Origin of the sequence: Streptomyces sp. NPDC093510, from assembly GCF_040683555.1 — a bacterium.
Lineage (GTDB): Bacteria > Actinomycetota > Actinomycetes > Streptomycetales > Streptomycetaceae > Streptomyces.
On the sequence record NZ_JBFBEE010000024.1, the window covers coordinates 15,342 to 40,079 of the forward strand.

Below are 24,738 nucleotides of genomic sequence, written 5' to 3' on the forward strand. Positions count from 1 at the left end.
ACCAGGTGAAAGGTACGACGTGGCACAGGTCCCCACATGGCAGAAGTCCTCGTTCTCCGGCGACGAAGACGCCCCCAACTGCGTGGAGCTCACCGCAACCACCGGCACCATCCACCTCCGCGAAAGCGAAGCCCCCCACACAGAACTCTCCACCTCCCCCGCACAACTCGCCGCACTCATACGCAGCGTCAAGTCACCCACCGGGCACCGCACCGAAGCCCGCTGAGCGCCGGGGCGAGTTCGGGCGCGGTCGGCGGTCGGGGGCCGTGCCCCTGGAGATGGGGGAGTCAGCTGACCACGTCCTTCCGCGCGAACCCCCTGAACGCCAGCGCGAACAGCACCAGCGCGTACGACACCGAGATCGCCGAGCCCTGGATCATTCCGCCCCACTCCGGGCGCGGCTGGATCGCGTCGGCCCAGGCGAACTGCCAGTGGGCGGGGAGGAAGTCGCGCCAGTCGCCGAGTGCCGTCACCGCGTCCAGGACGTTGCCGACGATCGTCAGGCCGACCGCGCCGCCGACCGCGCCGAGCGGTGCGTCGGTCTTTGTCGACAGCCAGAAGGCGAGGGCCGCGGTGACGAGTTGGGAGACGAAGACGTAGGCCACGACGATCAGGAGGCGGCGGGTCGCCGTGCCCGCGGGCAGTGTGCCGCCCGTCGGGATCTCCAGTGGTCCCCAGCCGTACGCCAGCGCGCCGACCGCCAGCGCGACCAGCGGGAGGAGCACCATCGCGGCGGCGCTCATGCCGAGTGCGACGGCCATCTTGGACCAGAGCAGGCGGGCCCGCGGCACGGGCGCCGCCAGCAGATAGCGCAGGGAGGACCAGCTCGCCTCGGAGGCGACGGTGTCCCCGCAGAACAGTGCGACGGGGATGACGAGCAGGAAACCCGCCGACACGAACAGGCACGTCGCGGCGAAGTTCGTCGCGGACGCCGTCGCCGTGTCCATCAGCGTCACCTCGCCGCTGCGGGAGCCCGGCGAGCCGCCCGCGACGGCGAACGCGATGACCAGGACGACGGGGAGGAGCGCCATGATGGCGCCCATCACGAGCGTGCGGCGCCGCTTCAGCTGGCGGACCGCCTCGACCCGCAGGGGCAGGGTGCGGCCCGCGCGGTAGCCGGGCGCGGTCGGGCGCTCCAGGGTGGGGGCACTGGGGGCGGTCATGCGGTGCCTCCGATCAGGGTGAGGAACGCGTCTTCGAGGCGGCGGTGCGGACCCATGGATTCCACGGGCACGTCCAGGCGGACCAGTTCGGGCAGGAGCCGCACGGCACTGGCGTGCTCCGTGCCGTCGAGGCGCAGCAGAATGCCGTCGTCGGCGCGCACCGCCGACGCGACGCCGGGCAGCGCGGCGACCTTCTCGACGAGCGGGTCGGGGATGTCCGTCGCGAGGCCGACAAGGAGCGTGTCTCCGGAGCCGACGATCTCGGCGACCGGGCCCGCCTGGACGAGGCGGCCGCGGTCCATGACGACGAGGTGCGTGCAGGACTGCTCGACCTCGGCGAGGAGGTGGCTGGAGACGATGACCGTGCGGCCGCCGCGCGCGTACCGGATCATGACCTCGCGCATCTCGCGGATCTGCGGCGGGTCGAGGCCGTTCGTCGGTTCGTCGAGGATCAGCAGGTCCGGGAGGCCGAGCATGGCCTGGGCGATGGCGAGGCGCTGCCGCATGCCCTGCGAGTACGTCCGTACGGCGCGGGACAGGGCGTCGCCGAGACCGGCGATCTCCAGCGCCTCGGCGAGGTGCGCGTCCTCGGCGGGGCGGCCGGTGGCCTTCCAGTACAGCTCCAGGTTCTCCCGGCCCGACAGGTGGGGCAGGAAGCCGGCGCCCTCGACGAACGCGCCGACCCGGGAGAGGACGGGCGCACCCGGCCGGATCGCGTGGCCGAAGACGCGGATCTCGCCCGCGTCGGGCCGGATGAGACCCATGAGCATGCGCAGGGTGGTGGTCTTGCCCGCGCCGTTCGGCCCGAGGAGGCCGAGCACCTGGCCCTTCTCCACGGTGAAGGAGACGTCGCGGACCGCGTACCGGTCGCTGGACCTGGCGTACCGCTTGCTCAAGTCGGTGATGCGGAGCGGCACTTCGGCGAGGTCCGGGTCGGGCGCGGGCGCCGTGGTGCGCCTGCGCGCGGTGGCGAGCAGGCCGAGGGCGATGACGGCCCCGGCCGCGGGCAGCCACCACACCCAGGAGGGCAGCGGCGCGGCGGCGGTCTCCACGCCTGGCGCGGTCGGCACCTTCAGGTCGCCCTTCAGGGAGACGGTGTACTTGGCGGGTTCGGCGGGTGACGCGTAGCCGAGGTCGGTCGAGGAGAGGGTCAGGCGGAGGTGGTGGCCCTTCTGCACCTCGTGGTCGACGGCAGGCAGGGTCAGCTCGACGTCCTTGCCGCCCTTCGCGTCCGTCACGCGTAGGGGCGCGACGAGTTGGGAGGGCAGGACCTGCTGCTTGCCGTCGGGCCCTACGTCGTACACCTTCCCGAACAGCACCGCTTCGCCGCTGGAGGACTTCACGTGGGCGCGCACCGTCGGGGTCCCGGTGATGCGGAGGTCGTCGCCGAGCGGCTTCGAGTCGAACTTGGCGAACTGTCCGGGGAAGTCCAGGGAGACGCCGACCCCGAGCGACGACAGCTGGGAGAACGAGCCGCCGCCGACTCCGGGGAGCCCGGAGATCGCGGGCGGGCTCGCGCCCGCGGGATTGTCGAAAGTCTGCTCGCGTCCGGCGAGCGGCACCTCGCGCCGCCCGCTCTCCAGGCCGGGGTAGCGGTCGCCGCTCGCGCCCCGCTGCCGCGCGGCGCCGTCGGTGGAGTCGATCCCTCCGGTGCGGGTGACGCGGAACGCGGGGCCTGTGTCGACGTCCTTGTCGTCCTTCAGATAGCGGTCGAACCACGTACTGATGCGCTGCTCGACGCGTCCTCGCTCGCGGTCCCCGCCGTCGTGGCCGCCCGCGATCCAGTCGACGGAGACGGGCGCGTGGTTCGCGCGGACCGCCTTGGCGATGGCGTCGCCCTGGCTGAGCGGGAAGAGGGAGTCGGTCTGTCCCTGGGCGAGGAACGTCGGCACGTCGATGCGGTCGCCGACGGCGACGGGGCTGCGCCCGGCGAGCAGCTCGCGCGCCTTCGCGTCCGGCTTCCCGGCCACCGCGACCCGCTGGTACATCTCGCAGAGCTGCTTCTCGAACTGCTCGCAGCCGCCACCGGTGTTGATGAACATGCCGGCCCAGAGCTTCTTGAAGACGCCGTTCGGGAACAGCGCGTCCGCGAGGTTCCAGTACGTGATCTGCGGGGCGATCGCGTCCACCCGCTTGTCGTGCCCGGCGGCGAGCAGAGACACCGCCCCTCCGTACGAGGAGCCGGTGACGCCCACGCGCGGGTCGCCGTCCTTGTCGAGCCGCACCTCGGGGCGGGTCGCGAGCCAGTCGATGAGCTTCGAGACGTCGGCGACCTCGCCCTTGGGGTCGTTGAGCCCGATCTTGCCGGTGGACCTGCCGAAGCCGCGCGCGGACCACGTGAGGACCGCGTACCCGTTCTCGGCGAGCTTCTCCGCCTGATCGCGCACGTCGTTCTTGCTGCCGCCGAAGCCGTGGCCGATGAGGACGGCGGGGCGCTTCTCGTCCGGGTCGCCCGCCGTGAAGTACGAGGTGTCGATCCGGGCGCCGCCGGTGTCGACCATGCGGTCCGTCCTGCGCACGGCGGGGCCGTCGTCCGAAGCGGCCGCCGACCATGTGCCCACACCGGCGAGGACCGCGACGGCGGCCGCTGCGGCGAGCAGCCGGCGCCGACCGCGCGGCACGGGGAACCTGGGCCTGGGCAGTCGTAGATCCATGCCGTCCACCGTACGGGCGCGGACCGACAACCGAGGCAGCCGCCGGTCTGAACCCGCCCGCCTCCCCGGGGAGTAGACTCCGCGCCCCGCGTACCGCGGGGGCGGTAGGCGGCCGGGTGGCCCGTCCTTCGGCACAGCGCCTAGCCGGGACGCGGCGCGGTGCTCCGGGTGACGAACGCGATCCCGATGACGGGCAGCATGCAGACGGTCTGCGTCACCGTGTACCAGAGCGGGCAGACGCCCGGGATCAGGTCGACTCCGATGACGGCGATCGGCATGACGACGGCGAGGGTCCGCACGCGCTCGGCGGCCCGGCGGGACCCACGGGACGCGGCGACGGTCATCCGGTGGATCACCACGGCGACCACGGGCAGCAGGACTGCCCGCACCCACATGAAGGTGTTCGCGGGGTGTCCGGTCGCCGCGAGCACGGCGACCGTGCCGAGGAGCACGGCGCTCAGCGCGCCGTAGAGGATGACGAGGAGCCGGATCGTCCGGAAGGGGTGGGCGAGGGGCTTGACGGGTTCCATGCCGACGACGCTAGGGAGCGCGTGATCTGCGGAGTATCCGTCTGGACGCACGGGTGGGTGGGGCCAGACCCACTCCCTGAACGATCGGGGCGGCCGCGGCCCGAGTCCGGTGCAGAGTAGGAGCACCTGGACGGAAAGCGGAGGGAAAGCGGAGGGAAAGTCATGCGACAGCTGGGTACATGGGCGTGGGCGGCCGCGTGGGCGGGGCGCGTCGGCACGGGGTTCGTGCGGGCGTGCGCCGTCGCGGCCGTCAGCATGCTGGTGCCCGCCGTGTGGGCCGCCGCCGTGGCGCTGGGCGTCCTATGGGGTGCCGGGAACCCGTGGTCGTGGGCGGCGCCGCTCGTGCTGGTGTCCGTGGGCACGCTCCTGCTGTCCCGGCCGGTCTGCCGGGCTGTGCGGCACCTCGTCGGTGGGTGGACGGGCACGGAGATCCCCGACGGCTACCGGCGGGCCGGGCCGGTGACGCGGATGTCCACCGGGTACTGGTGGAACGGGTTCGGCTACGAGCGGACCAGCCGCGACGCGCTCATGGACCAGCGGTTGCGGGTGCGGTGGGCCGACCCCGCCAACTGGCGCGACCTGCGGTTCACGGCGGTCGTGCCGTTCACGGCGGGCCTCGTCGCCTGCGTACCGCCGGCCGGGGTGGCCGCTGCGGTCGTCGGGCTCGGCGGGTTCGGGCCCGGCCGGCCGGGGCTCGCCGCACGCCTCGTGGGAGCGGCCGGGCTCATGGTGGCCGTCGCCGCGTCCCCGTACGCCTGGCGCCTCCTCGAACCGGTGGCCGTGCGCTTCCTGCGCCCCTCGGCCGCGATGGCGCTGGCCGGCCGGGTGGACGAGCTGACCGCCCAGCGCGCGGACACGACCGTCGCGCAGGCCGCCGAGATCCGCCGGATCGAACGGGACCTGCACGACGGGGCACAGGCCCGCCTGGTGGGACTCGGCCTCTCCCTCGCGACCGCGGAGAAGCTGATGGCGGCCGACCCCGAGCGGGCCAGGGAGCTGATGCGGGAGGCGCGGGCCGGCGCCACCGCCTCGCTGGCCGAACTCCGCGAACTGGTGCGGGGGATCAGCCCGCCGGTGCTCACCGAGCGGGGGCTCGTGGACGCCGTCCGCGCGCTCGCCCTGGACGTGCCGCTCGACGTGGCCGTCACCGCCGACAGCGGGCTGTGCCTGGAGCCGCCGGTCGAGTCCGCCGTCTACTTCGGCGTCGCCGAGCTGCTCACCAACGCGGTCCGGCACGCGGGGGCGTCCCGTGCGCGCGTCTCCCTGATCCGCGACGGCGGCGGCCTCGCGGTCCAGGTCGAGGACGACGGCCGGGGCGGGGCCGGTGCGCGGGACGGCGGCGGACTCGCGGGCCTGCGCCGACGCCTCGCGGTGTTCGACGGCACTCTGGAGATCAGCAGCCCGGCGGGCGGCCCGACCCGTGTGAGGATGGCGGTGCCATGCGAATCGTTGTAGCCGAAGACCTCTACCTCCTGCGCGACGGGATGGTCCGCCTGATCGAGGCGTGCGGGCACGAGGTGGTCGCGACGGCGGCCACCGGGCCCGAGACGCTCGACGCGCTGCGGACCTGCCGCCCCGACGTGGCCGTCATCGACGTCCGCATGCCGCCGACCCAGTCGGACGAGGGTTTGCGGGCCGCCCTCGCCGCCCGCCGCGAGATGCCCGGCCTGCCGGTTCTCGTCCTCTCCCAGCACGTCGAGCAGTTGTACGCGCGGGAGTTGCTCGCCGACGGCTCGGGTGCCGTCGGCTATCTCCTCAAGGAGAGCGTGTTCGACGCCGACCAGTTCATCGGCGCCCTGGAGCGCGTGGCGGGCGGCGGGACCGCCATGGACCCGGCCGTCATCGCGAAACTGCTGTCCGCCGGTTCCAGGAGCCGGGGCCTGGACCGGCTCACCGAACGCGAGCACTCCGTGCTGGCCCTCATGGCCGAGGGCCTCTCCAACCAGGCCATCGGGCGCCGCCTGTTCCTCAGCGAGAGCGCGATCGGCAAGTACACGACCTCCATGTTCGGCAAGCTCGGCATCAGTGACGACGACGACAGCAACCGCCGCGTCCTGGCCGTCCTGACCTATTTGAACGAGTCCTCCTCGAACGAGTCCTGACGGCGGCCTGATCAGCGGTCTGATTAGAGTCCCCCCATGACACCCCGGGACTCCGACTCTCTCGCCACCGGCCAGCGTTCGCTGGGCGATCCGTCCGTCCGCTTCCCCCTGTGGCCGCCCCTCACCGCGGGCTGCCCGGTCACCAGCACCGGGACCGTCTCGTATCCGGTGGAGGTCGACTACGCCTACGACAAGGTTCCCGCCGACCTGTTCACCAGCACGCCCGGCACCACGCCCGACCGCAGGACCGGCCACTCGCACGGCCACGACCGGTGGGCGCCGCTCCTGCCGCCGCTGCACGCGCCCGGCCTCGGCGAGGGCGGCACGCCCCTCGTCCCCTTCGGGGACGGGCTCTGGATCAAGGACGAGTCCCGCAACCCGACCTGGAGCCACAAGGACCGCATCAACCGCGTCACGGTGAGCGCGGCCGTCGGCGCGGGCGCGAAGGGCATCGTCGTCGCCTCGTCCGGCAACCACGGGGCCTCCGCGGCGGCGTACGCGGCGCGGGCCGGACTGCGCTGTGCCGTGCTCACCTCGGCGGACACGCCGCCCGCGGTCGACGCGTTCCTGCGGGCGTACGGCGCCGTGGTGCTGCCCGTGCCCGTGGACGCGCGGTGGCCGCTGCTGCGCCGGATCGTGGAGCGGCTCGGCTACCACCCGGTCAGCAACGTGACGCCCACGCACACCGGGCACGCGTTCGGGCCCGAGGGCTACAAGACCCTCGCGTACGAGATCCACGCCGAACTCGGCGTGCCCGCCGCGGTGTTCGTGCCCACCGGGTACGGCGAGCTCCTCTTCGGCGTCTGGAAGGGCTTCGCGGAGCTGGTCCGGCTCGGTGTGACCGACCGGGTGCCGCGCCTCTACTCCTGCGAGCCGTCGGCCGGTGGCCCGCTGGCGGCGGCGCTGCGGGACGGGGTGCCCGCGACGCAGCTGCCGGTCGGCGACACGGCGGCGTACGCGATCAGTTCATCGGTGGGCGGCTACCGGGGAGTGGTCGCCGTGCGGGAGAGCGGGAGCGCGGCGCTGCTCGTCACGGACGCGGAGATGGCCGCCGCTCGGGACGAGTTGGCGCGGGGCGGGCTGTGGCCGGAGCTCTCCGCGGCGGCGGGGCTCGCGGGGTACCGGCAGCTGGGTTCCGCCGCGGTGGAAGGGCCGGTGGTGTGCGTGTCCACGTCCAGCGGGTTCAAGGACCGTGACCTGCTGGACGGCGCGGGCTCCGTCGAGCTGGACCCGGAGGACTGGGCGGAGGTGGAGCGGCGGGTGGGTGGGTGAGTTCGCCGCGTCTCCCGGCCCTCCGCGTCAGCCCTGCCCGTCCTCCGGCACGCTCACCAGCCACCGCGTGTCCCGCCGCGGCCGCAAGTACAGGGCCCAGTACAGGGTCGCGGCCACCACGATCCCCCCGGTCCACGCGAGGTAGGCCGCCTCCTGCCGGCTCAGCACGTACGCGAGCACCGCGATCAGCACCACAGGCACCGCGGGCCACAGCGGCATCCGCCAGGCCGCCGTGTGGCCGTGCGAGCCGCGGCGGGCCAGCAGCGCGGCGACGGCGACCAGCAGGTACATGCCGGTCACGGAGACGCCGGTCACGCCGTACAGCGTGTCGAGGTTGACGAAGCAGAGGAGCGCGCCGGGGACGCCCACGAGGAGCGTGGCGATCCAGGGGGCGCCGGACGCGCCGAGCTTGGACAGGGCCTTGTTGACCGGCGAGGGCCACGCCTTGTCCCGGGCCGAGGCGAACAGGACGCGGGAGTTCTGGATGACCATGACGATGCCCGCGTTGATGATCGCGAGGGCCACGCAGAGGCTGACGAACGTACCGACCGCCGAGTTGGACCAGGCCGCGACCATGGCGCTGATGTCGCCCTCGGTGAGCGCGGTCAGGCTCTCCGCTCCCATGGTGATCGCGACGACCGGCACCAGGATGATCACGGCGGAGATGGCGAGGGTGGCGAGGACGGTGCGCGCGACGTTGCGGCGCGGGTTCTCCATCTCCTCGGAGAGGTAGACGGCCGTGGAGAAGCCCTGCGTGACGAAGAGGGCGATGGCGAGGCCGGAGACGATGAGCATGGCCGTGACGGTGTCGACGCCGCCGGAACCGCCCGAGCCGGAGCCGGACGCCACCGTCAGGTCCACCAGGCTGCCCGGCCCGCGCTCGGCGTGCGCGAAGCCGAGGACGGCCACGACGCCCGCCGCCACGACTTCCAGGACCAGGAAGATGCCGGTGATCCACGCGTTGGCGCGCAGGTCGAGCAGGCCCGCGAGGGTCGCGCAGATCATGACGCCGGCGCCCGCGTAGGACGGGTCGAGGTGGACCACCGGGGCGAGGTAGTCGGCCGTGCCCATGGCGATGACGGGCGGGACGATCATCACGACCAGCAGGGACAGGACGAAGACCAGCCAGCCGGCGAGGCGGCCCGCCATCGTGGAGACCATCGCGTACTCGCCGCCCGCGCTGGGGATGAGGGTGCCGAGCTCGGAGTAGCAGAACGCGACGCCCACGCAGAGCAGCGAGCCGATCGCGATGGTGAGCGCGGTGGCGGTGCCGAGCGAGGAGAAGAGGTCGGGGACGACGACGAAGAGCGTGGAGGCGGGCGTCACGCACGACAGCGTGAGGAGGGTGCCGCCGACGACGCCGATGGAACGCTTGAGCTTCTGGGGGTCGCCCGGCACGGCCACCGGTGCCGCGGGGGCTTCGGCGGTGGCGGACTGGGTGGGGCGAAGCGTATCGGTCATGGAGCGCGGTTCCGATCGACTCGTACGGCAGGAGTGCGGCGGGAGCCCTATCGCCTCCGAAGGCTGTTGAGCTGCTCTTTCTGTGGCTCCCGGCGCGTCATCGAACCCCGGCGGCAACCGGAACGTCAACGGTCACTTACCTACGGAATCCGCAGCGCCGCCATATTCCAAGTCGCCTCGCATTCCCAAGAGTTTGCCGGGACGGGCCTCAATGAACATGCCGCCACCGAAGATGACCTTCATATTGCAGGCGCATGAACACGAGGGCTTTAGCTGCCCGGATTGCACCCTGTGCACGGGAACCGCAAGAGGAGCGTTAAAAAAGAATCAGGGCCGTCCGGAATCCGGACGACCCTGCCGCACAAACTGTCACCGGCCGACTCCGGTCAGTGCGTCGGATGGAGCCGGTAGGACGGATCGAGGTCGCGGACCTCCGCCGAGTACGTCGCGCCCTCCACCCCCGACAGATGCTTGCCGAGCAGCGCCAGCACATCGTCGGAGAGCGCCGCCTTCACGGCCCGCCCGCGCCCCGGCAGCAGGCCCACGGTGACGTGCACGAAGGCCGCGCCGGGCCTGCCGTCCACGAAGGCCGCCGCGGGCCGGCAGAACGTCTTGCCGACGCCGACCGAGTCCACCCGCTCCACGACCAGGGGGTGCAGCTCCGCCACCAGGGCGGGCAGATCCAGGGCGCCGGACAGGGTGTCGGCGTAGTCGATGTCGATGTGCGGCATGGCTCACGGCCTTTCATGTAGTGCACACACATCGTAGAACGGTGAACCAATGGCGAAGCCCCCGGCCGGGGGGGAAAGGCCGGGGGCTTCGGGAGCCGACGGGGGTCGCGGCTCGGTGATGCGGCTCAGTGATGCAGCTCAGCGCTGCCGGTCAGTGGTTGCGCGGGAACCCGAGGTCCACCCCGGTCGGCGCGTCCGCCGGGTCCGGCCAGCGCGTGGTGACGACCTTGCCGCGCGTGTAGAAGTGCGTGCCGTCGTTGCCGTAGATGTGGTGGTCGCCGAAGAGCGAGTCCTTCCAGCCACCGAAGGAGTGGTAGCCCACCGGCACCGGGATCGGCACGTTCACGCCGACCATGCCCGCCTCGATCTCCAGCTGGAAGCGGCGGGCCGCGCCGCCGTCCCGGGTGAAGATCGCGGTGCCGTTGCCGAACGGCGAGGCGTTCATGAGGGCCACGCCCTCGTCGTACGTGTCGACGCGCAGCACGCACAGGACCGGGCCGAAGATCTCGTCCCGGTAGGCCTTGGCCGTGGTCGGCACCCGGTCCAGGAGCGAGAGGCCGATCCAGTGGCCGTTCTCGTGGCCCTCGACCGTGTAACCGGTGCCGTCGAGGACGACCTCGCAGCCCTCGGCGGCGGCGCCCGTCACGTACGAGGCGACCTTGTCGCGGTGGGCGGCCGTGATCAGCGGACCCATCTCGGACGCCGGGTCGCTGCCCGGACCGATCTTGATCTTCTCGGCGCGCTCCTTGATCTTGGCGACCAGCTCGTCCGCGATCGAGCCGACCGCGACGACCGCCGAGATGGCCATGCAGCGCTCGCCCGCCGAGCCGTAGGCCGCGGAGACGGCGGCGTCGGCGGCCGCGTCCAGGTCGGCGTCCGGCAGCACCAGCATGTGGTTCTTGGCGCCGCCCAGCGCCTGGACGCGCTTGCCGTTGGCGGAGGCGGTGGTGTGGATGTACCGGGCGATGGGCGTGGACCCCACGAAGGAGACGGCGGCCACGTCCGGGTGCTCCAACAGCCGGTCCACGGCCACCTTGTCGCCGTGCACGACGTTGAAGACACCGTCGGGCAGCCCCGCCTCGCTCAGCAGCTCCGCGATCTTCATCGACGCCGACGGGTCCTTCTCCGACGGCTTCAGGACGAAGGTGTTGCCGCACGCGATGGCCAGCGGGAACATCCACATCGGCACCATGGCGGGGAAGTTGAACGGCGTGATGCCCGCGACGACGCCCAGCGGCTGGCGGATCGAGGAGACGTCCACGCGGGACGCGACCTCCGTCGACAGCTCGCCCTTCAGCTGGACCGTGATGCCGCAGGCCAGGTCGACGATCTCCAGGCCGCGGGCGACCTCGCCGAGCGCGTCGGAGTGCACCTTGCCGTGCTCGGCGACGATCAGCTCGGCGATCGCGTCGCGGTTGGCGTCGAGCAGCGCGCGGAACTTGAAGAGGATGGCGGTGCGCTTGGCGAGCGAGGACGTGCCCCAGGTCGCGAAGGCCTCCCGGGCGGCGTCGACCGCGGCATCCACCTCGTCGACCGAAGCGAACGCGACCTGCGTCGTGACGGCGCCGGTCGCCGGATCGGTCACCGGACCGTACGCACCCGACGCCCCCTCAGCCCTTTCAACGGGCTTTCCACCGATCCAGTGACTGACGGTCTTCGTCATGACAAGCATCCCTACTCTCACAGGTGGCGGCGTCGGGCAGCGACGTGCCGGTCGTACTCTTCCCTGGCCTTGACCGCGGACACGCGGGTCGCCGTCTCGGCCACGGGCACATCCCACCACGCCTGTGCCGGGGGCGGGCCCGACACTGTGTCTGCCGTTTCCGTCTCCACATAGACACATGTGGGACGGTCTGCCCCGCGCGCCTCGCGCAGCGCCTCCCGCAGGTCACGGACGGTCCTGGCACGCAGGACCCGCATGCCGAGCGAGGCCGCGTTGGCGGCGAGATCCACGGGCAGCGGGCCCCCGGTGTACGACCCGTCCTGCGCCCGGAAGCGGTACGCGGTGCCGAACCGCTCGCCGCCCACGGACTCCGAGAGGCCGCCGATGGAGGCGTAGCCGTGGTTCTGCAGGATGACGACCTTGATCGGCAGGTTCTCCTGGACGGCCGTGACGATCTCCGTCGGGTTCATCAGGTACGTGCCGTCGCCGACCAGTGCCCACACGGGCCGCTCCGGCGCGGCGAGGGCGACGCCGATGGCCGCGGGAATCTCGTATCCCATGCAGGAGTATCCGTACTCGACGTGGTACTGGCGCGGCGACCGCGCCCGCCACAGCTTGTGCAGGTCGCCGGGGAGCGATCCGGCCGCGTTGATGATCACGTCCTCGTCCGTCACCAGCTCGTCGAGCAGCCCCACGACCTGGGCCTGTGTCGGGCGTACGTCCGGTTCGTCGGCCCGCAGCGCGGCGTCGACGCGCCGCTCCCAGCGCTCCTTGTCGTCGGTGTACTCGACGGCGTACGCGGGCTCGACGCGGTGGCCGCGCAGCGCCTGCGTGAGCGCTTCGAGCCCGGCGCGGGCGTCGGCGATCAGGGTGTCGCCCGCCATCTTGTGGCCGTCGAAGGGCGCGATGTTGAGGTTGAGGAAGCGCACCGCGGACGCCTCGAAGAGCGTGCCGGAGGCGGTGGTGAAGTCGCTGTAGCGGGTGCCGACGCCGATCACCAGGTCGGCGGTGCGGGCCAGCTCGTCGGCGGTGGCGGTGCCGGTGTGCCCGATGCCGCCGACGTCGGCCGGGTGGTCGTGGCGCAGGGAGCCCTTGCCTGCCTGGGTGGAGGCGACGGGAATCCCGGTGGTGTCGGCGAAGTCCCGCAGGGCGTCCTCGGCGGCGCTGTGGTGGACGCCGCCGCCCGCGACGATCACGGGGCGCCGGGCGGCGCGCACCACGTCCGCGGCGGCGGCCAGTTCGCGCGGGTCGGGAGCGGGCCTGCGTACGGTCCAGGTCCGTTCCGCGAAGAACTCGTCCGGCCAGTCGTACGCCTCCGCCTGCACGTCCTGCGGCAGGGCGAGCGTGACGGCGCCGGTCTCCGCGGGGTCGGTGAGGACCCGCATCGCGGCGAGCGCGGCGGGGATCAGCGCCTCGGGGCGGGTCACGCGGTCGAAGTACCTCGACACCGGCCGCAGACAGTCGTTGACCGACACGTCACCTGCGTAGGGGACTTCGAGCTGCTGGAGGACGGGGTCGGCGGGCCGGGCCGCGAAGGTGTCGCCGGGCAGCAGGAGGACGGGCAGCCGGTTGACGGTGGCGAGCGCGGCGCCGGTGACGAGGTTGGTGGCGCCGGGGCCGATGGAGGTGGTGACGGCGTGGGTGGAGAGGCGGCCGCACTGTCTGGCGTACCCGACGGCGGCGTGCACCATGGCCTGTTCGTTGCGGCCCTGGTGGAAGGGCATGTCGTCGGCGTACTCGACGAGTGCCTGCCCGACGCCGGCCACGTTGCCGTGGCCGAAGATGCCCCAGGTGGCGCCGATCAGCCGCTGTCGTGTGCCGTCCCGCTCGGTGAACTGCGCCGCCAGGAAACGGACCAGGGCCTGGGCGGTGGTCAGCCGGGTCATCGGTATCCCTCCGTGTGGTCGGGGTGGAAGCAGATCCGCCACTCCCTCTCCTGGCCGGGCCCCGCCATCACGTTCAGGTAGTACATCGCGTGCCCCGGCTGGGCGATGGACGGGCCGTGCCAGCCGTCCGGCACCAGCACGGCGTCCCCGGTGCGGACCTCGGCGAGGACGTCGGTGCCGCCCTCCCTGGACGGGAAGACGCGCTGGTACCCGAAGCCGTCGCGGCCGTCCGGCGCCTCGATCTCGAAGTAGTAGATCTCCTCGAGCTCCGCCTCGATGCCGGGGCGGTGCTCGTCGTGCTTGTGCGGCGGGTAGGAGGACCAGTTGCCGCCGGGCGTGATCACCTCGACGGCGATGAGCCGGTCGCAGTCGAAGGCGTCCGCGGACGCGAAGTTGCGCACTTCCCTGGCGCAGCCGCCGCTGCCGCGGCTCTCGACGGGTACCTCCGGCGCGGAGCCGTAGCGGGCGGGGAGTCGACGCTCGCACTTCGCTCCTGCCAGGGCGAAGCGGCCTCCCGCGCCGGAGGCGATCTGGATCCGGGCGTCACGGGGCACGTAAGCGAAGTCGGAGACTCCGCTGAACACGCTCTCGCGGCCCAGCAGTTCGATGATCCCGTCTGCTGTCTGCACCGTACAGCCGCCGGTCAGCGGTAGCACGATCCATTCACTCTCCCCGGTGGCGAACGCGTGCCGCCCGCCCGGTTCGATCTCGACGACGCGCAGGTGCGAGTAGGTCCAACCTGCCCTTTTCGGGTCGATGTCGAGGGCGTACGGCCCGTCGGCCGCACTCCCTTTCGGTACGTACGTCATGGGGGCCTCCCTGGCCTGATCCGCCTACAGCAGTCCTACGGCGGTGTCGACCGCCCCCGCCACGTCACCGTCGGGCGGGTACAGCAGCGCCCTGCCCACGACGAGACCCTGCACGGTGGGCAGTTGCAGGGCGCCCCGCCACTTCTCGTACGCGGCGTCCGCGTCCTTGGCGTCTCCCCCGACATCCCCGCCCAGCAGGACCGCGGGCAGCGTCGAGGTCTCCATGACCCGGGCCATGTCGTCGGGGTTCTCGGTGACGGGGACCTTCAGCCAGGTGTACGCGGAGGTGCCGGCGAGTCCGGAGGCGATGGCGATGGAGCGGGTGACGGCCTCGGCGCTCAGGTCGTTGCGGGGCGGGCCCGTGCCGCCGGGGCCCCTGCGGGTGAGGAACGGCTCGACGAACACGGGGAGTCCGCGCTCCGCCATCGCGTCGACGACGCGTGCGGCGGAGTGCAGGGTGGACAGCGATCCCGGGTCGTCGTAGTCGACGCGCAGCAGCAGCTTGCCCGCGTCGAAGCCGAGCCGCTCGATGTCCTCGGGCCGGTACCCGGTGAACCGGTCGTCCAACTCGAAGGCGGCACCCGCGAGGCCGCCGCGGTTCATCGACCCCATGACGACCTTGCCGTCGAGGGCGCCGAGGAGCAGCAGGTCGTCCAGCACGTCGGCGCTGGCGAGCACCCCGTCGACGCCGGGCCGCGACAGCGCGAGGCAGAGCCGTTCGAGCAGGTCGGCACGGTTGGCCATGGCGAAGGGCGCGCCGCCCGCGCCGAGGGAGCCGCGGGCGGGGTGGTCGGCGGCGACGATCATCAGCCGCCCGGTGTGCCCGAGCAGCGGGCGCCGCGGGCGGCGTGCGGCGGCCTCGGCGATGGCCTGGGGGTACCGGGCCCTGGTCCTGACCAGTGCGGAGACGTCCACGCCGCTACTCATGCCCGCCCTGCCCCTGTTCCCACAGATCACCGGCTCCGCCGAGTTCGTCCTCAAACGCCGGACGGGCTGAATCCCCCAGCGCCTCCTCGACCTCGCCGGGGAACGGCATGGCGGACGAGCACTCCAGGCGGGAGGCGACGATCGCGCCCGCCGCGTTCGCGTACCGCATGATCCGTTCGAGGTCCCAGCCCGCGAGCAGCCCGTGGCAGAGCGCCCCGCCGAACGCGTCGCCCGCGCCGAGTCCGTTGAGGACCTCGACCGGGAGCGGCGGCACCTGTACCGAATCCCCGGCGCGGTGCATCGCGAGCACCCCGGCGGGGCCCTGCTTGACGACGGCCAGTTCGACGCCGGCGGCGAGCAACGCCCGCGCGGCGGTGAGGGGTTCACGCTCCCCCGTGGCGATCTCCACCTCGTCGAGGTTGCCGACGGCGACGGTGGCGTGGGCGAGGGCGGCGGCGTAGTGCGGCCGCGCTTCAGACGGGTCGCTCCAGAACATGGGCCGCCAGTCGAGGTCGAACACCGTGATCCCGGACCGCCCCCGGTGCGCGAGCGCCGCCAGCGTGGCCGTGCGGCTCGGCTCCGCGCAGAGCCCCGTCCCCGTCATCCAGAAGATCCGGGCCGCCGCGATCGCGTCGAGGTCGAGTTCGGCCTCGTGGATCTCCAGGTCGGGCGCCTTGGGCTGCCGGTAGAAGTACAGCGGGAAGTCGTCCGGCGGGAAGATCTCGCAGAAGGTCACCGGTGTCGGCAGGTCCGCGACCGGGCTCACCCAGCGGTCGTCGACGCCGAACTCGCGCAGCGTGTGGTGCAGATAGTCCCCGAAGGGGTCCCGGCCGGTGCGGGTGACGACGGCGACGCGGCGGCCTAGGCGGGCCGCGGCGACCGCGACGTTGCTCGCGGAGCCGCCGAGGAACTTCCCGAACGCGGTCACCTCGGCGAGGGGCACCCCGGCCTGCAGGGGATACAGGTCCACCCCGATCCGGCCCATCGTGATGACGTCGTACGGATCGGTCACCCTGCACGTCCCTTCGTCGGGCCGGTCGGTCGTACGCGTGCGCTTGTGTGCCCCCAGGTCTAATCCCGCCCCAGGAACCCTGTCAACATTTTGTCCTTACATTCGGACCACTCCTTGACACTCTTCCGAGACGGCCGTGACCCTTGCTGGCATGACGACGCTGTCCCGCATCCGGATCGGTTCGGCGCCCGACTCGTGGGGCGTCTGGTTTCCCGAGGACCCTCGGCAGGTCCCCTGGCGGCGCTTCCTCGACGAGGTCGCGGAGTCCGGGTACGAGTGGATCGAGCTCGGACCGTACGGCTATCTGCCCACCGACCCGGCCGAACTGACCGCGGAGACGGCCCGCCGCGGCCTCAAGGTGTCCGCGGGCACGGTCTTCACGGGGCTGCACCACGGGCCCGCCGTCTGGGAGAAGACCTGGGCGCACGTCGCGGACAACGCCGCGCTCGCGCAGGCCATGGGCGCCGAGCACCTGGTGGTCATCCCCTCCTTCTGGCGTGACGACAAGACCGGCGAGGTCCTGGAGGACAGCGTCCTCACGCCCGCGCAATGGCGCGAACTGACCACCCAGACCGAGCGCCTGGCCCATGAGGTCCGTGAGCGGTACGGCCTGCGCGTCGTGGTGCACCCGCACGCCGACACGCACATCGACAGCGAGGAGAACGTGACCCGTTTCCTCGACGCCACCGACCCGGACCTCGTCTCGCTCTGCCTGGACACAGGCCACTACGCCTACTGCGGCGGCGACAGCGTCAAGCTCATAGAGACGTACGGCGAACGCATCGGCTATCTGCACCTCAAGCAGGTCGACCCGGAGATCCTCGCCTCCGTGCGCGCGGACGGGGTGCCGTTCGGGCCCGCGGTGGCGCGCGGAGTGATGTGCGAGCCGCCCGCCGGGGTGCCCGCCCTGGAACCCGTGCTCGCCGCGGCACAGAAGCTCGGCGTCGAGCTCTTCGCCATCGTGGAGCAGGACATGTATCCGTGCGAGCCGGACAGGCCGCTGCCGGTCGCCCGCCGCACCCGCGCGTTCCTCAGGTCGTGCGGCGCGTAGCAGCAGCCGCATTGCGTCTCTTCTGTCACAAACACTCCCGTCCTGTCACACATGTCTCGCGTACGCGGTCCTTGCGTCACAGGCGGTCGACAGTCGCCCCCCTGTGGTCACCCTGCGTCGTTGCACCGGGCACAGGCTGAGTGATCGCCACGCGTCGCGCCCAGTTCCCCCGTCGGCCTCTCCGGCCGCCCTGGGCGCACGCAGGGAGGTGCCACCGATGACCGACCGCAGGCTCTGGTCGTACAAGGAGATCGCCGCGCACATCCGTGTGCAGCCCGACACCGTGCGCTCCTACCGCAAGCACGGGCTGCTGCCCGACCCCGACCACGTGGAGGGCGGGAAGCCCTACTGGTACGCGGACACCGTCCGTGCCTGGGTGGCGGCCCGCCCGGGCAACCGGGGACGCAGAGGCTGACCCGGCGGCCCCGCCCCGGTCTCCCCCGCGGCCCCGCCTCGTTGATAAATACCCCCTAGGGGTATAGTCTCCAGTGTGTGAGGGGGTCGACGGGACCCCCGGGCCCCCTCCCGCACGCTACGCCGCATACGTACACATCCCTCCCGAGGAGAACGACATGAGCGCCCAGACCGAGCTCCCGCAGGCCGCGTCCGAGACGACCGGTTCCTGCTGCTCCCCCAGCGGTTCCTGCCACTCCGACGCCGCCGAGACGCCGCAGGGCGCCGTCACCACCGTGTACGAGGTGACGGGGATGACCTGTGGGCACTGCGAGGGCGCGGTGACCGAGGAGATCTCGGGGATCGCGGGCGTCAGCTCCGTCAAGGCGGTCGCCGCCACGGGCCGCGTGACCGTGGTCTCCGAGGCGCCGCTCGACGAGGCCGCCGTGCGCGCCGCCGTCGACGAGGCGGGCTACGAACTCGTCGGCGCCACCGCCTGACCCCCGGCCGCGGAGCCTGACCGGCGGTCCGCCGGGTACCCCGGGCCCTGTGGTGCCGCACCGGCGCCGCAGGGCCCGCCGCCGTCCCTCCACCCGGAAGTAGTACGAAAGAGTCATGACCGAAGTCGAACTCGCCGTCGGCGGGATGACCTGCGCCTCCTGCTCCTCGCGCATCGAGAAGAAGCTGAACCGGATGGAGGGCGTGACCGCCACGGTCAACCTCGCCACGGAGAAGGCGAAGGTCTCGTACGACGAGGGCGAAGGGGTCGGGGTCGCCCAGCTGATCGGGCTGGTCGAGAAGCTGGGCTACACGGCCGAGGAGATCGTGCCGGCCCCGCCGGAGCCCCTCGGGCCCCCGGCCGACGGCGCCCCGGCCCCCACCACCGCCGACATCACCGAGCCCGACACCCTGCGGCAGCGCCTGATCGTCTCCGCCGTCCTGGCCCTGCCCGTCGTCCTGCTCGCGATGGTCCCCGCCCTCCAGTTCGACTACTGGCAGTGGCTCTCGCTGACGCTGGCCGCGCCCGTCGTCGTGTGGGGCGGACTGCCCTTCCACCGTGCCGCGTTCACCAATCTGCGGCACGCGGCCGCGACCATGGACACCCTCGTCTCCGTCGGCACCCTCGCCGCCTTCGGCTGGTCGCTGTGGGCGCTGTTCGTCGGGGACGCGGGGATGCCGGGGATGCGGCACGGCTTCTCGTTCACGGCCTCGCCGGGCGAGGGCGCCTCGACGATCTACCTGGAGGTCGCCGCGGGCGTCGTCACGTTCATCCTGCTCGGACGCTGGCTGGAGGCCCGCTCCAAGCGCAGGGCGGGCTCGGCGCTGCGCGCCCTGCTGGAACTGGGCGCCAAGGACGTGGCGGTGCTGCGGGACGGCGCCGAACGGCGGGTGCCGGTCGGGCGACTGGCCGTCGGGGACCACTTCGTCGTACGCCCCGGGGAGACCGTCGCGACCGACGGCACCGTCGTCGAGGGCGCGTCCGCCGTCGACGCCTCGATGCTGACCGGGGAGTCCGTGCCGGTGGACGTCGGCGCCGGCGCCGTCGTGACCGGCGGCACCGTGAACGTCTCCGGGCGGGTCGTCGTGCGGGCGACGCGCGTCGGCTCGGACACCTCGCTCGCGCGGATGGCGCGGCTCGTCGAGGACGCGCAGACCGGCAAGGCACAGGTGCAGCGCCTCGCCGACCGGATCGCCGGGATCTTCGTGCCCGCGGTGCTGCTCATCGCGGTCGGCACGCTCGGCGGCTGGCTGGGCGCCACCGGCGACGTGACCGCCGCGTTCACCGCCGCCGTCGCCGTCCTGATCATCGCCTGCCCCTGCGCGCTCGGCCTCGCGACGCCGACGGCCCTGATGGTCGGCACCGGCCGCGGCGCCCAGCTCGGCATCCTCATCAAGGGCCCCGAGGTCCTGGAGTCCACGCGCCGCGTCGACACCGTCGTCCTCGACAAGACGGGGACGGTGACGACGGGCCGCATGGAGCTGACGGACGTGCAGCTCGCCGGGGACACCCAGGAGCAGCTGCTGCTCCGCCTCGCGGGCGCCCTGGAACACGCCTCCGAGCATCCGGTAGCCCGCGCCGTCGCGTCCGGCGCCGCCGATCGTCTCGGCATCGCGGCCGGGGAACTGCCGGCGCCTGAGCGGTTCGAGAACGTCGCCGGGTCCGGGGTGCGCGGCACGGTGGACGGGCACGAGGTGCTCGTCGGCCGGGAGCGGCTCCTCGCGGAGGCGGGGGTGACGGGCCTGGAGGCGGTGGCCAAGCTGCGGGACGACGCGGAGGCCGCCGGGCGCACGGCCGTCCTGGTCGCCTGGGACGGTGCCGCACGCGGCGTCCTCGCGGTCGCGGACGCGCTGAAGGAGACCAGCCCCGAGGCGGTGCGCGAGCTGCGCGCGCTCGGCCTGACGCCGGTGCTGCTCACCGGGGACAACAGGGCCGTCGCCGACACGGTCGCCCGCGCGGTGGGGATCGGCCCGGACTCCGTGTACGCGGAGGTCCTGCCGCAGGACAAGGTCGATGTCGTACGACGGCTGCAGGGCGAGGGCAAGGTCGTGGCGATGGTCGGGGACGGCGTGAACGACGCGGCCGCGCTCGCCACCGCCGATCTGGGCCTCGCGATGGGCACCGGCACGGACGCGGCCATCGAGGCGAGCGACCTGACATTGGTGCGCGGGGACTTGCGGGTCGCGGCCGACGCCATCAGGCTCTCCCGGAAGACCCTCGCCACCATCAAGGGCAACCTCTTCTGGGCCTTCGGCTACAACGTCGCCGCGCTGCCCCTCGCCGCGGCCGGACTGCTCAATCCGATGATCGCGGGTGCCGCGATGGCGTTCTCGTCGGTCTTCGTGGTGACGAACAGCCTGCGTCTGAGAACTTTTACATAACCCCTTCACAGGGCTGTTTCAGCATCCTCACGCCGGTCACACTATCCCCATACCGGGGTTCTTGCGCATGTACTGGACATATGCAAGAGACGCAGATCACAGTGATTGGAACGTAACCATTGAGGGGGGTCGCGAGTCTAATGGTGCGATGCAGGAAGATGTCTTGGGGGACGTCTTCCGACATCAGGGGACATCTTGGGGGATGTTTCCTGGAATTGCGTTGCCGGGGCACGTGCACCGGGGAGCTTTGAGCGGCCCTCCCGTACGTACGCGTCCCGGCAGACCGCAGGGCAGCCACAGACGCCCGGCCGGATCCCGTGGGGGGAATCCGCACCGGGAAAAAGGGAAGCGCCCCGACCGTCGACCCGTGGGGGGATCGACGGCGGGGCGCTTTCCGCTTTGTGCCCGGAGGGAGAAGGGTCAGCGACCCTCGACCGGGACGAAGTCCCGGAGAACCTCGCCGGTGTAGATCTGGCGCGGGCGGCCGATGCGGGAACCCGGCTCCTTGATCATCTCGTGCCACTGGGCGATCCAGCCGGGGAGACGGCCGAGCGCGAACAGCACGGTGAACATCTCGGTCGGGAAGCCCATCGCGCGGTAGATGAGGCCCGTGTAGAAGTCCACGTTCGGGTACAGCTTGCGCTCGACGAAGTAGTCGTCGGCCAGCGCGTGCTCTTCCAGCTTCAGCGCGATGTCGAGCAGCTCGTCGGACTTGCCGAGGGCCGAGAGGACGTCGTGCGCCGCCGCCTTGATGATCTTCGCCCGGGGGTCGAAGTTCTTGTAGACGCGGTGCCCGAAGCCCATGAGCTTCACGCCGTCTTCCTTGTTCTTCACCTTGCGGATGAAGGTGTCGACGTCGCCGCCGGAGGCCTGGATGCCTTCCAGCATCTCCAGGACCGACTGGTTGGCGCCACCGTGCAGCGGGCCCCACAGGGCCGAGATGCCGGCGGAGATCGAGGCGAACATGTTCGCCTGCGAGGAGCCGACCAGGCGCACGGTGGAGGTCGAACAGTTCTGCTCGTGGTCCGCGTGCAGGATCAGGAGCTTGTCGAGCGCGTTGACCACGACCGGGTCCAGCTCGTACTCGGCGGCGGGCACCGAGAAGGTCATGCGCAGGAAGTTCTCGACGTAGCCGAGGTCGTTGCGCGGGTAGACGACCGGGTGGCCCTGCGACTTCTTGTACGCGTAGGCCGCGATCGTCGGAAGCTTGGCGAGCAGGCGGATCGTCGAGAGGTGACGCTGCTTCTCGTCGAACGGGTTGTGGCTGTCCTGGTAGAACGTCGACAGCGCGCTGACCACGGACGACAGCATCGCCATCGGGTGGGCGTCACGCGGGAAGCCGTCGTAGAACCGCTTGACGTCCTCGTGCAGCAGGGTGTGCTGCGTGATCTCGTTCTTGAACGTGGCCAGCTCGTCGACCTTCGGCAGTTCGCCGTTGATCAGGAGGTACGCCACCTCGGTGAAGGTGGAGCGCTCGGCCAGCTGCTCGATCGGGTAGCCGCGGTACCGGAGGATGCCCTGTTCACCGTCGAGATAGGTGATGGCGGATTTATAGGCGGCGGTGTTGCCATAGCCGCTGTCCAGGGTCACCAGACCGGTCTGGGCGCGGAGCTTCCCGATGTCGAAGCCCTTGTCGCCGACGGTCGACTCGATCACCGGGTAGGTGTACTCGTCGTCGCCGTACCGCAGTACTACACCGTTGTTAGCGTTCTCGCTCACGTCATCCCTCACCGACGTTGTGCCTCTTCTTCGAGGTGCCCTGACTGTCTCTACCATCCCCCATTTGGCCCTGGAGAGTGCACTCGGGGTCGACCATTGGGCCTATTGGCGGCACTCAGTGCCGCCAACCTGCTCATCCTGCCCCCTTCGCCCCGGTTCCGGAAGTGCTGTGTGAGGTTTCCTACTCGTTTGATCGATCAAAAAGTTCCAGGGCCTCTTCCGCGGCGCTCCGGACGCCCGGAAAGCCGGAAATCCAGGGCCGTACAGCGCCTGCCCGCGGAGACCGTGCGCACTGCCTGACCCAGAGCCTTGCGCGAACCGACCAGGACGACCAGCCTCTTGGCGCGTGTCACGGCGGTGTAGAGCAGGTTCCGCTGGAGCATCATCCACGCGCCGGTGGTGACCGGGATCACCACGGCCGGATACTCGCTGCCCTGGGAGCGGTGGATCGTCACGGCGTAGGCATGCGCGAGCTCGTCCAGTTCGTCGAAGTCGTACGGGATTTCCTCGTCCTCGTCCGTGCGGACGGTGAGCCGCTGCTCGTCGGTGTCGAGGGCGGTGACGACGCCCACCGTGCCGTTGAAGACGCCGTTCTGCCCCTTCTCGTAGTTGTTGCGGATCTGGGTGACCTTGTCGCCGACGCGGAACACCCGGCCGCCGAACCGCTTCTCCGGCAGGTCGGGCCTGGCGGGGGTGATGGCCTGCTGGAGGAGGCCGTTGAGGTTTCCCGCGCCGGCCGGGCCGCGGTGCATCGGGGCGAGCACCTGCACGTCGCGGCGCGGATCGAGGCCGAACTTCTTCGGGATGCGGTGCGCGGCGACGTCCACCGTCACGCGGCCCGCGTCCTCGGTCTCCTCCTCGACGAAGAGGAAGAAGTCCTTCATGCCCTGGGTGATGGGCGGGACGCCGGAGTTGATGCGGTGGGCGTTGGTGACGACGCCCGACTCCTGGGCCTGGCGGAAGATGCGGGTGAGGCGGACGGCGGGGATCGGGCTGCCGTCGCTGAGCATGTCGCGCAGCACCTCCCCGGCGCCGACGCTGGGCAACTGGTCGACGTCGCCCACGAAGAGCAGGTGGGCGCCGGGCGGCACGGCCTTCACCAGTTTGTTGGCGAGCAGCAGGTCGAGCATCGAGGCTTCGTCGACGACGACGAGGTCGGCGTCGAGCGGCCGCTCCTTGTCGTACGCCGCGTCGCCGCCGGGCCGCAGTTCCAGGAGGCGGTGGACGGTGGAGGCCTCCGCGCCGGTGAGCTCGGCGAGGCGCTTGGCGGCGCGGCCGGTGGGGGCGGCGAGGACGACCTTGGCCTTCTTGGCGCGGGCCAGCTCGACGACGGAGCGGACCGTGAAGGACTTGCCGCAGCCGGGTCCGCCGGTCAGGACGGCGACCTTCTGGGTCAGCGCGAGCCGGACCGCCTCCTCCTGCTCGGGTGCGAGCTCGGCCCCGGTGCGGCCCGCGAGCCAGGCGAGGGCCTTGTCCCACGCGACGTCCCGGAAGGCGGGCATGCGGTCCTCATCGGTCTTCAGGAGCCGCGACAGCTGCCCCGCGAGGGACAGTTCGGCGCGGTGGAAGGGGACGAGGTAGACGGCCGTGATGTCGTCGCCGCCGTCCGGGTCGGGCAGGGACTCGCGGACGACGCCCTCCTCCTCCCCCGCCAGCTCGGCGAGGCAGTCGATGACGAGGCCGGTGTCGACCTGGAGCAGCTTCACCGAGTCCGCGATGAGGCGCTCCTCGGGCAGATAGCAGTTGCCCTGGTCGGTGGATTGCGAAAGTGCGTACTGGAGACCGGCCTTGACGCGCTCCGGGCTGTCGTGCGGGATGCCGACGGCCTGGGCGATGCGGTCGGCGGTGAGGAAGCCGATGCCCCAGACGTCGGCGGCGAGACGATAGGGCTCGTTCTTCACCACGGAGATCGACGCGTCCCCGTACTTCTTGTAGATGCGCACGGCGATGGAGGTGGAGACCCCCACTCCTTGGAGGAAGACCATGACCTCCTTGATGGCCTTCTGCTCCTCCCAGGCGGCGGCGATCATCTTGGTCCGCTTGGGGCCGAGGCCCGGCACCTCCACGAGCCGCTTCGGCTCGGTCTCGATGATGTCGAGGGTGTCGACGCCGAAGTGGGTGGTGATGCGGTCGGCCATCACGGGCCCGATGCCCTTGATGAGGCCGGAGCCGAGATAGCGGCGGATGCCCTGGACGGTGGCGGGCAGCACCGTCGTGTAGTTCTCGACCGTGAACTGCTTGCCGTACTGCGGATGGGAGCCCCAGCGGCCCTGCATCCGCAGGGACTCGCCGACCTGTGCGCCGAGCAGCGCGCCGACGACGGTGAGCAGGTCACCGGCGCCACGGCCGGTGTCGACACGCGCGACCGTGTACCCGGTCTCCTCATTGGCGTACGTGATGCGCTCGAGGACCCCCTCGAGCACCGCCATCGCTACAGCTGGACTCGACATGATCCGACGCTACCGCCCGGCACCGACAACGCGGC

At 71.7% G+C, this 24,738-nt stretch carries 20 protein-coding genes; 8 read left to right on the plus strand and 12 right to left on the minus strand.

Annotation, left to right across the window (positions count from 1 at the left end):
* Window positions 1-19: 19 nt before the first annotated feature.
* Entirely contained in the window at window positions 20-226 is a 207-nt protein-coding gene (locus tag AB0N81_RS31780; protein ID WP_365364413.1) for a DUF397 domain-containing protein, read from the plus strand.
* A gap of 61 nt (window positions 227-287) precedes the next feature.
* Here AB0N81_RS31780 and AB0N81_RS31785 read toward each other — a convergent pair whose 3' ends face one another.
* The 3 genes from AB0N81_RS31785 to AB0N81_RS31795 all read right to left on the minus strand — a co-directional run bounded on the left by AB0N81_RS31785 (window position 288) and on the right by AB0N81_RS31795 (window position 4,347).
* The gene (locus AB0N81_RS31785) at window positions 288-1,163 is read right to left on the minus strand and encodes an ABC transporter permease (RefSeq protein ID WP_365364415.1); all 876 of its coding nucleotides are present in this window, start codon (window positions 1,161-1,163) and stop codon (window positions 288-290) included.
* Entirely contained in the window at window positions 1,160-3,817 is a 2,658-nt protein-coding gene (locus AB0N81_RS31790) for an alpha/beta fold hydrolase (RefSeq protein WP_365364417.1), read from the minus strand. The genes AB0N81_RS31785 and AB0N81_RS31790 overlap by 4 nt, the downstream gene beginning before the upstream one ends.
* Before the next feature lie 140 nt (window positions 3,818-3,957).
* Complete coding sequence (locus tag AB0N81_RS31795) at window positions 3,958-4,347, minus strand: hypothetical protein (RefSeq protein ID WP_365364419.1); 390 nt, start codon at window positions 4,345-4,347, stop codon at window positions 3,958-3,960.
* 162 nt (window positions 4,348-4,509) lie between these two features.
* On the opposite strand from AB0N81_RS31795, the gene AB0N81_RS31800 reads away from it, so the two are divergent.
* The 3 genes from AB0N81_RS31800 to AB0N81_RS31810 are packed head-to-tail and all read left to right on the plus strand — an operon-like array spanning window position 4,510 to window position 7,721.
* Complete coding sequence (locus AB0N81_RS31800; protein ID WP_365364421.1) at window positions 4,510-5,802, plus strand: histidine kinase; 1,293 nt, start codon at window positions 4,510-4,512, stop codon at window positions 5,800-5,802.
* Window positions 5,787-6,449 (plus strand): response regulator transcription factor, encoded by a 663-nt coding sequence (locus AB0N81_RS31805; protein WP_365364423.1) that lies wholly within the window; start codon window positions 5,787-5,789, stop codon window positions 6,447-6,449. The genes AB0N81_RS31800 and AB0N81_RS31805 overlap by 16 nt, the downstream gene beginning before the upstream one ends.
* A 36-nt stretch (window positions 6,450-6,485) precedes the next feature.
* Complete coding sequence (locus AB0N81_RS31810) at window positions 6,486-7,721, plus strand: pyridoxal-phosphate dependent enzyme (protein ID WP_365364425.1); 1,236 nt, start codon at window positions 6,486-6,488, stop codon at window positions 7,719-7,721.
* A 27-nt stretch (window positions 7,722-7,748) separates the two neighbouring features.
* Here AB0N81_RS31810 and AB0N81_RS31815 read toward each other — a convergent pair whose 3' ends face one another.
* The 7 genes from AB0N81_RS31815 to iolC form a co-directional block, all read right to left on the minus strand.
* Entirely contained in the window at window positions 7,749-9,182 is a 1,434-nt protein-coding gene (locus tag AB0N81_RS31815) for an APC family permease (RefSeq protein WP_365364427.1), read from the minus strand.
* A 386-nt stretch (window positions 9,183-9,568) separates the two neighbouring features.
* A complete protein-coding gene (locus AB0N81_RS31820) occupies window positions 9,569-9,913 on the minus strand; it encodes a 5-carboxymethyl-2-hydroxymuconate delta isomerase (protein ID WP_365364429.1) in 345 nt (114 codons plus the stop codon).
* A 151-nt stretch (window positions 9,914-10,064) separates the two neighbouring features.
* Window positions 10,065-11,576 carry a CoA-acylating methylmalonate-semialdehyde dehydrogenase gene (gene mmsA, locus AB0N81_RS31825; RefSeq protein WP_365364431.1) on the minus strand — a complete coding sequence of 504 codons (1,512 nt, stop codon included), beginning with the start codon at window positions 11,574-11,576 and terminating at the stop codon, window positions 10,065-10,067.
* Between the two features lie 17 nt (window positions 11,577-11,593).
* Entirely contained in the window at window positions 11,594-13,462 is a 1,869-nt protein-coding gene (gene iolD, locus AB0N81_RS31830; RefSeq protein WP_365364433.1) for a 3D-(3,5/4)-trihydroxycyclohexane-1,2-dione acylhydrolase (decyclizing), read from the minus strand.
* Window positions 13,459-14,271, minus strand: a complete 813-nt coding sequence (gene iolB / locus AB0N81_RS31835; protein WP_365364435.1) for a 5-deoxy-glucuronate isomerase — start codon at window positions 14,269-14,271, stop codon at window positions 13,459-13,461. The genes iolD and iolB overlap by 4 nt, the downstream gene beginning before the upstream one ends.
* 24 nt (window positions 14,272-14,295) lie before the next feature.
* A complete protein-coding gene (locus tag AB0N81_RS31840; RefSeq protein ID WP_365364437.1) occupies window positions 14,296-15,198 on the minus strand; it encodes a deoxyribose-phosphate aldolase in 903 nt (300 codons plus the stop codon).
* On the minus strand, window positions 15,191-16,183 hold the full coding sequence (gene iolC / locus AB0N81_RS31845; protein WP_365364576.1) for a 5-dehydro-2-deoxygluconokinase: 993 nt from the start codon (window positions 16,181-16,183) through the stop codon (window positions 15,191-15,193). The genes AB0N81_RS31840 and iolC overlap by 8 nt, the downstream gene beginning before the upstream one ends.
* Before the next feature lie 178 nt (window positions 16,184-16,361).
* Between iolC and AB0N81_RS31850 the strand changes: the two genes are divergently transcribed.
* The 4 genes from AB0N81_RS31850 (at window position 16,362) to AB0N81_RS31865 (ending at window position 20,534) form a co-directional block, all read left to right on the plus strand.
* Window positions 16,362-17,261 (plus strand): sugar phosphate isomerase/epimerase, encoded by a 900-nt coding sequence (locus tag AB0N81_RS31850; RefSeq protein WP_365364439.1) that lies wholly within the window; start codon window positions 16,362-16,364, stop codon window positions 17,259-17,261.
* Window positions 17,262-17,478: 217 nt separating this feature from the next.
* Entirely contained in the window at window positions 17,479-17,676 is a 198-nt protein-coding gene (locus tag AB0N81_RS31855) for a MerR family transcriptional regulator (protein WP_150168108.1), read from the plus strand.
* Between the two features lie 157 nt (window positions 17,677-17,833).
* The gene (locus AB0N81_RS31860; RefSeq protein WP_365364441.1) at window positions 17,834-18,154 is read left to right on the plus strand and encodes a heavy-metal-associated domain-containing protein; all 321 of its coding nucleotides are present in this window, start codon (window positions 17,834-17,836) and stop codon (window positions 18,152-18,154) included.
* A 115-nt stretch (window positions 18,155-18,269) separates the two neighbouring features.
* Window positions 18,270-20,534, plus strand: coding sequence for a heavy metal translocating P-type ATPase (locus tag AB0N81_RS31865; RefSeq protein ID WP_365364443.1), 2,265 nt, complete (start codon window positions 18,270-18,272; stop codon window positions 20,532-20,534).
* Between the two features lie 420 nt (window positions 20,535-20,954).
* On the opposite strand, the gene AB0N81_RS31870 is transcribed toward AB0N81_RS31865, so the two are convergent.
* Together AB0N81_RS31870 and AB0N81_RS31875 are read right to left on the minus strand one after the other, a co-directional pair.
* On the minus strand, window positions 20,955-22,253 hold the full coding sequence (locus tag AB0N81_RS31870) for a citrate synthase (protein WP_190415400.1): 1,299 nt from the start codon (window positions 22,251-22,253) through the stop codon (window positions 20,955-20,957).
* Window positions 22,254-22,450: 197 nt separating this feature from the next.
* The gene (locus tag AB0N81_RS31875) at window positions 22,451-24,703 is read right to left on the minus strand and encodes an ATP-dependent RecD-like DNA helicase (RefSeq protein WP_365364446.1); all 2,253 of its coding nucleotides are present in this window, start codon (window positions 24,701-24,703) and stop codon (window positions 22,451-22,453) included.
* Window positions 24,704-24,738: the final 35 nt, after the last annotated feature.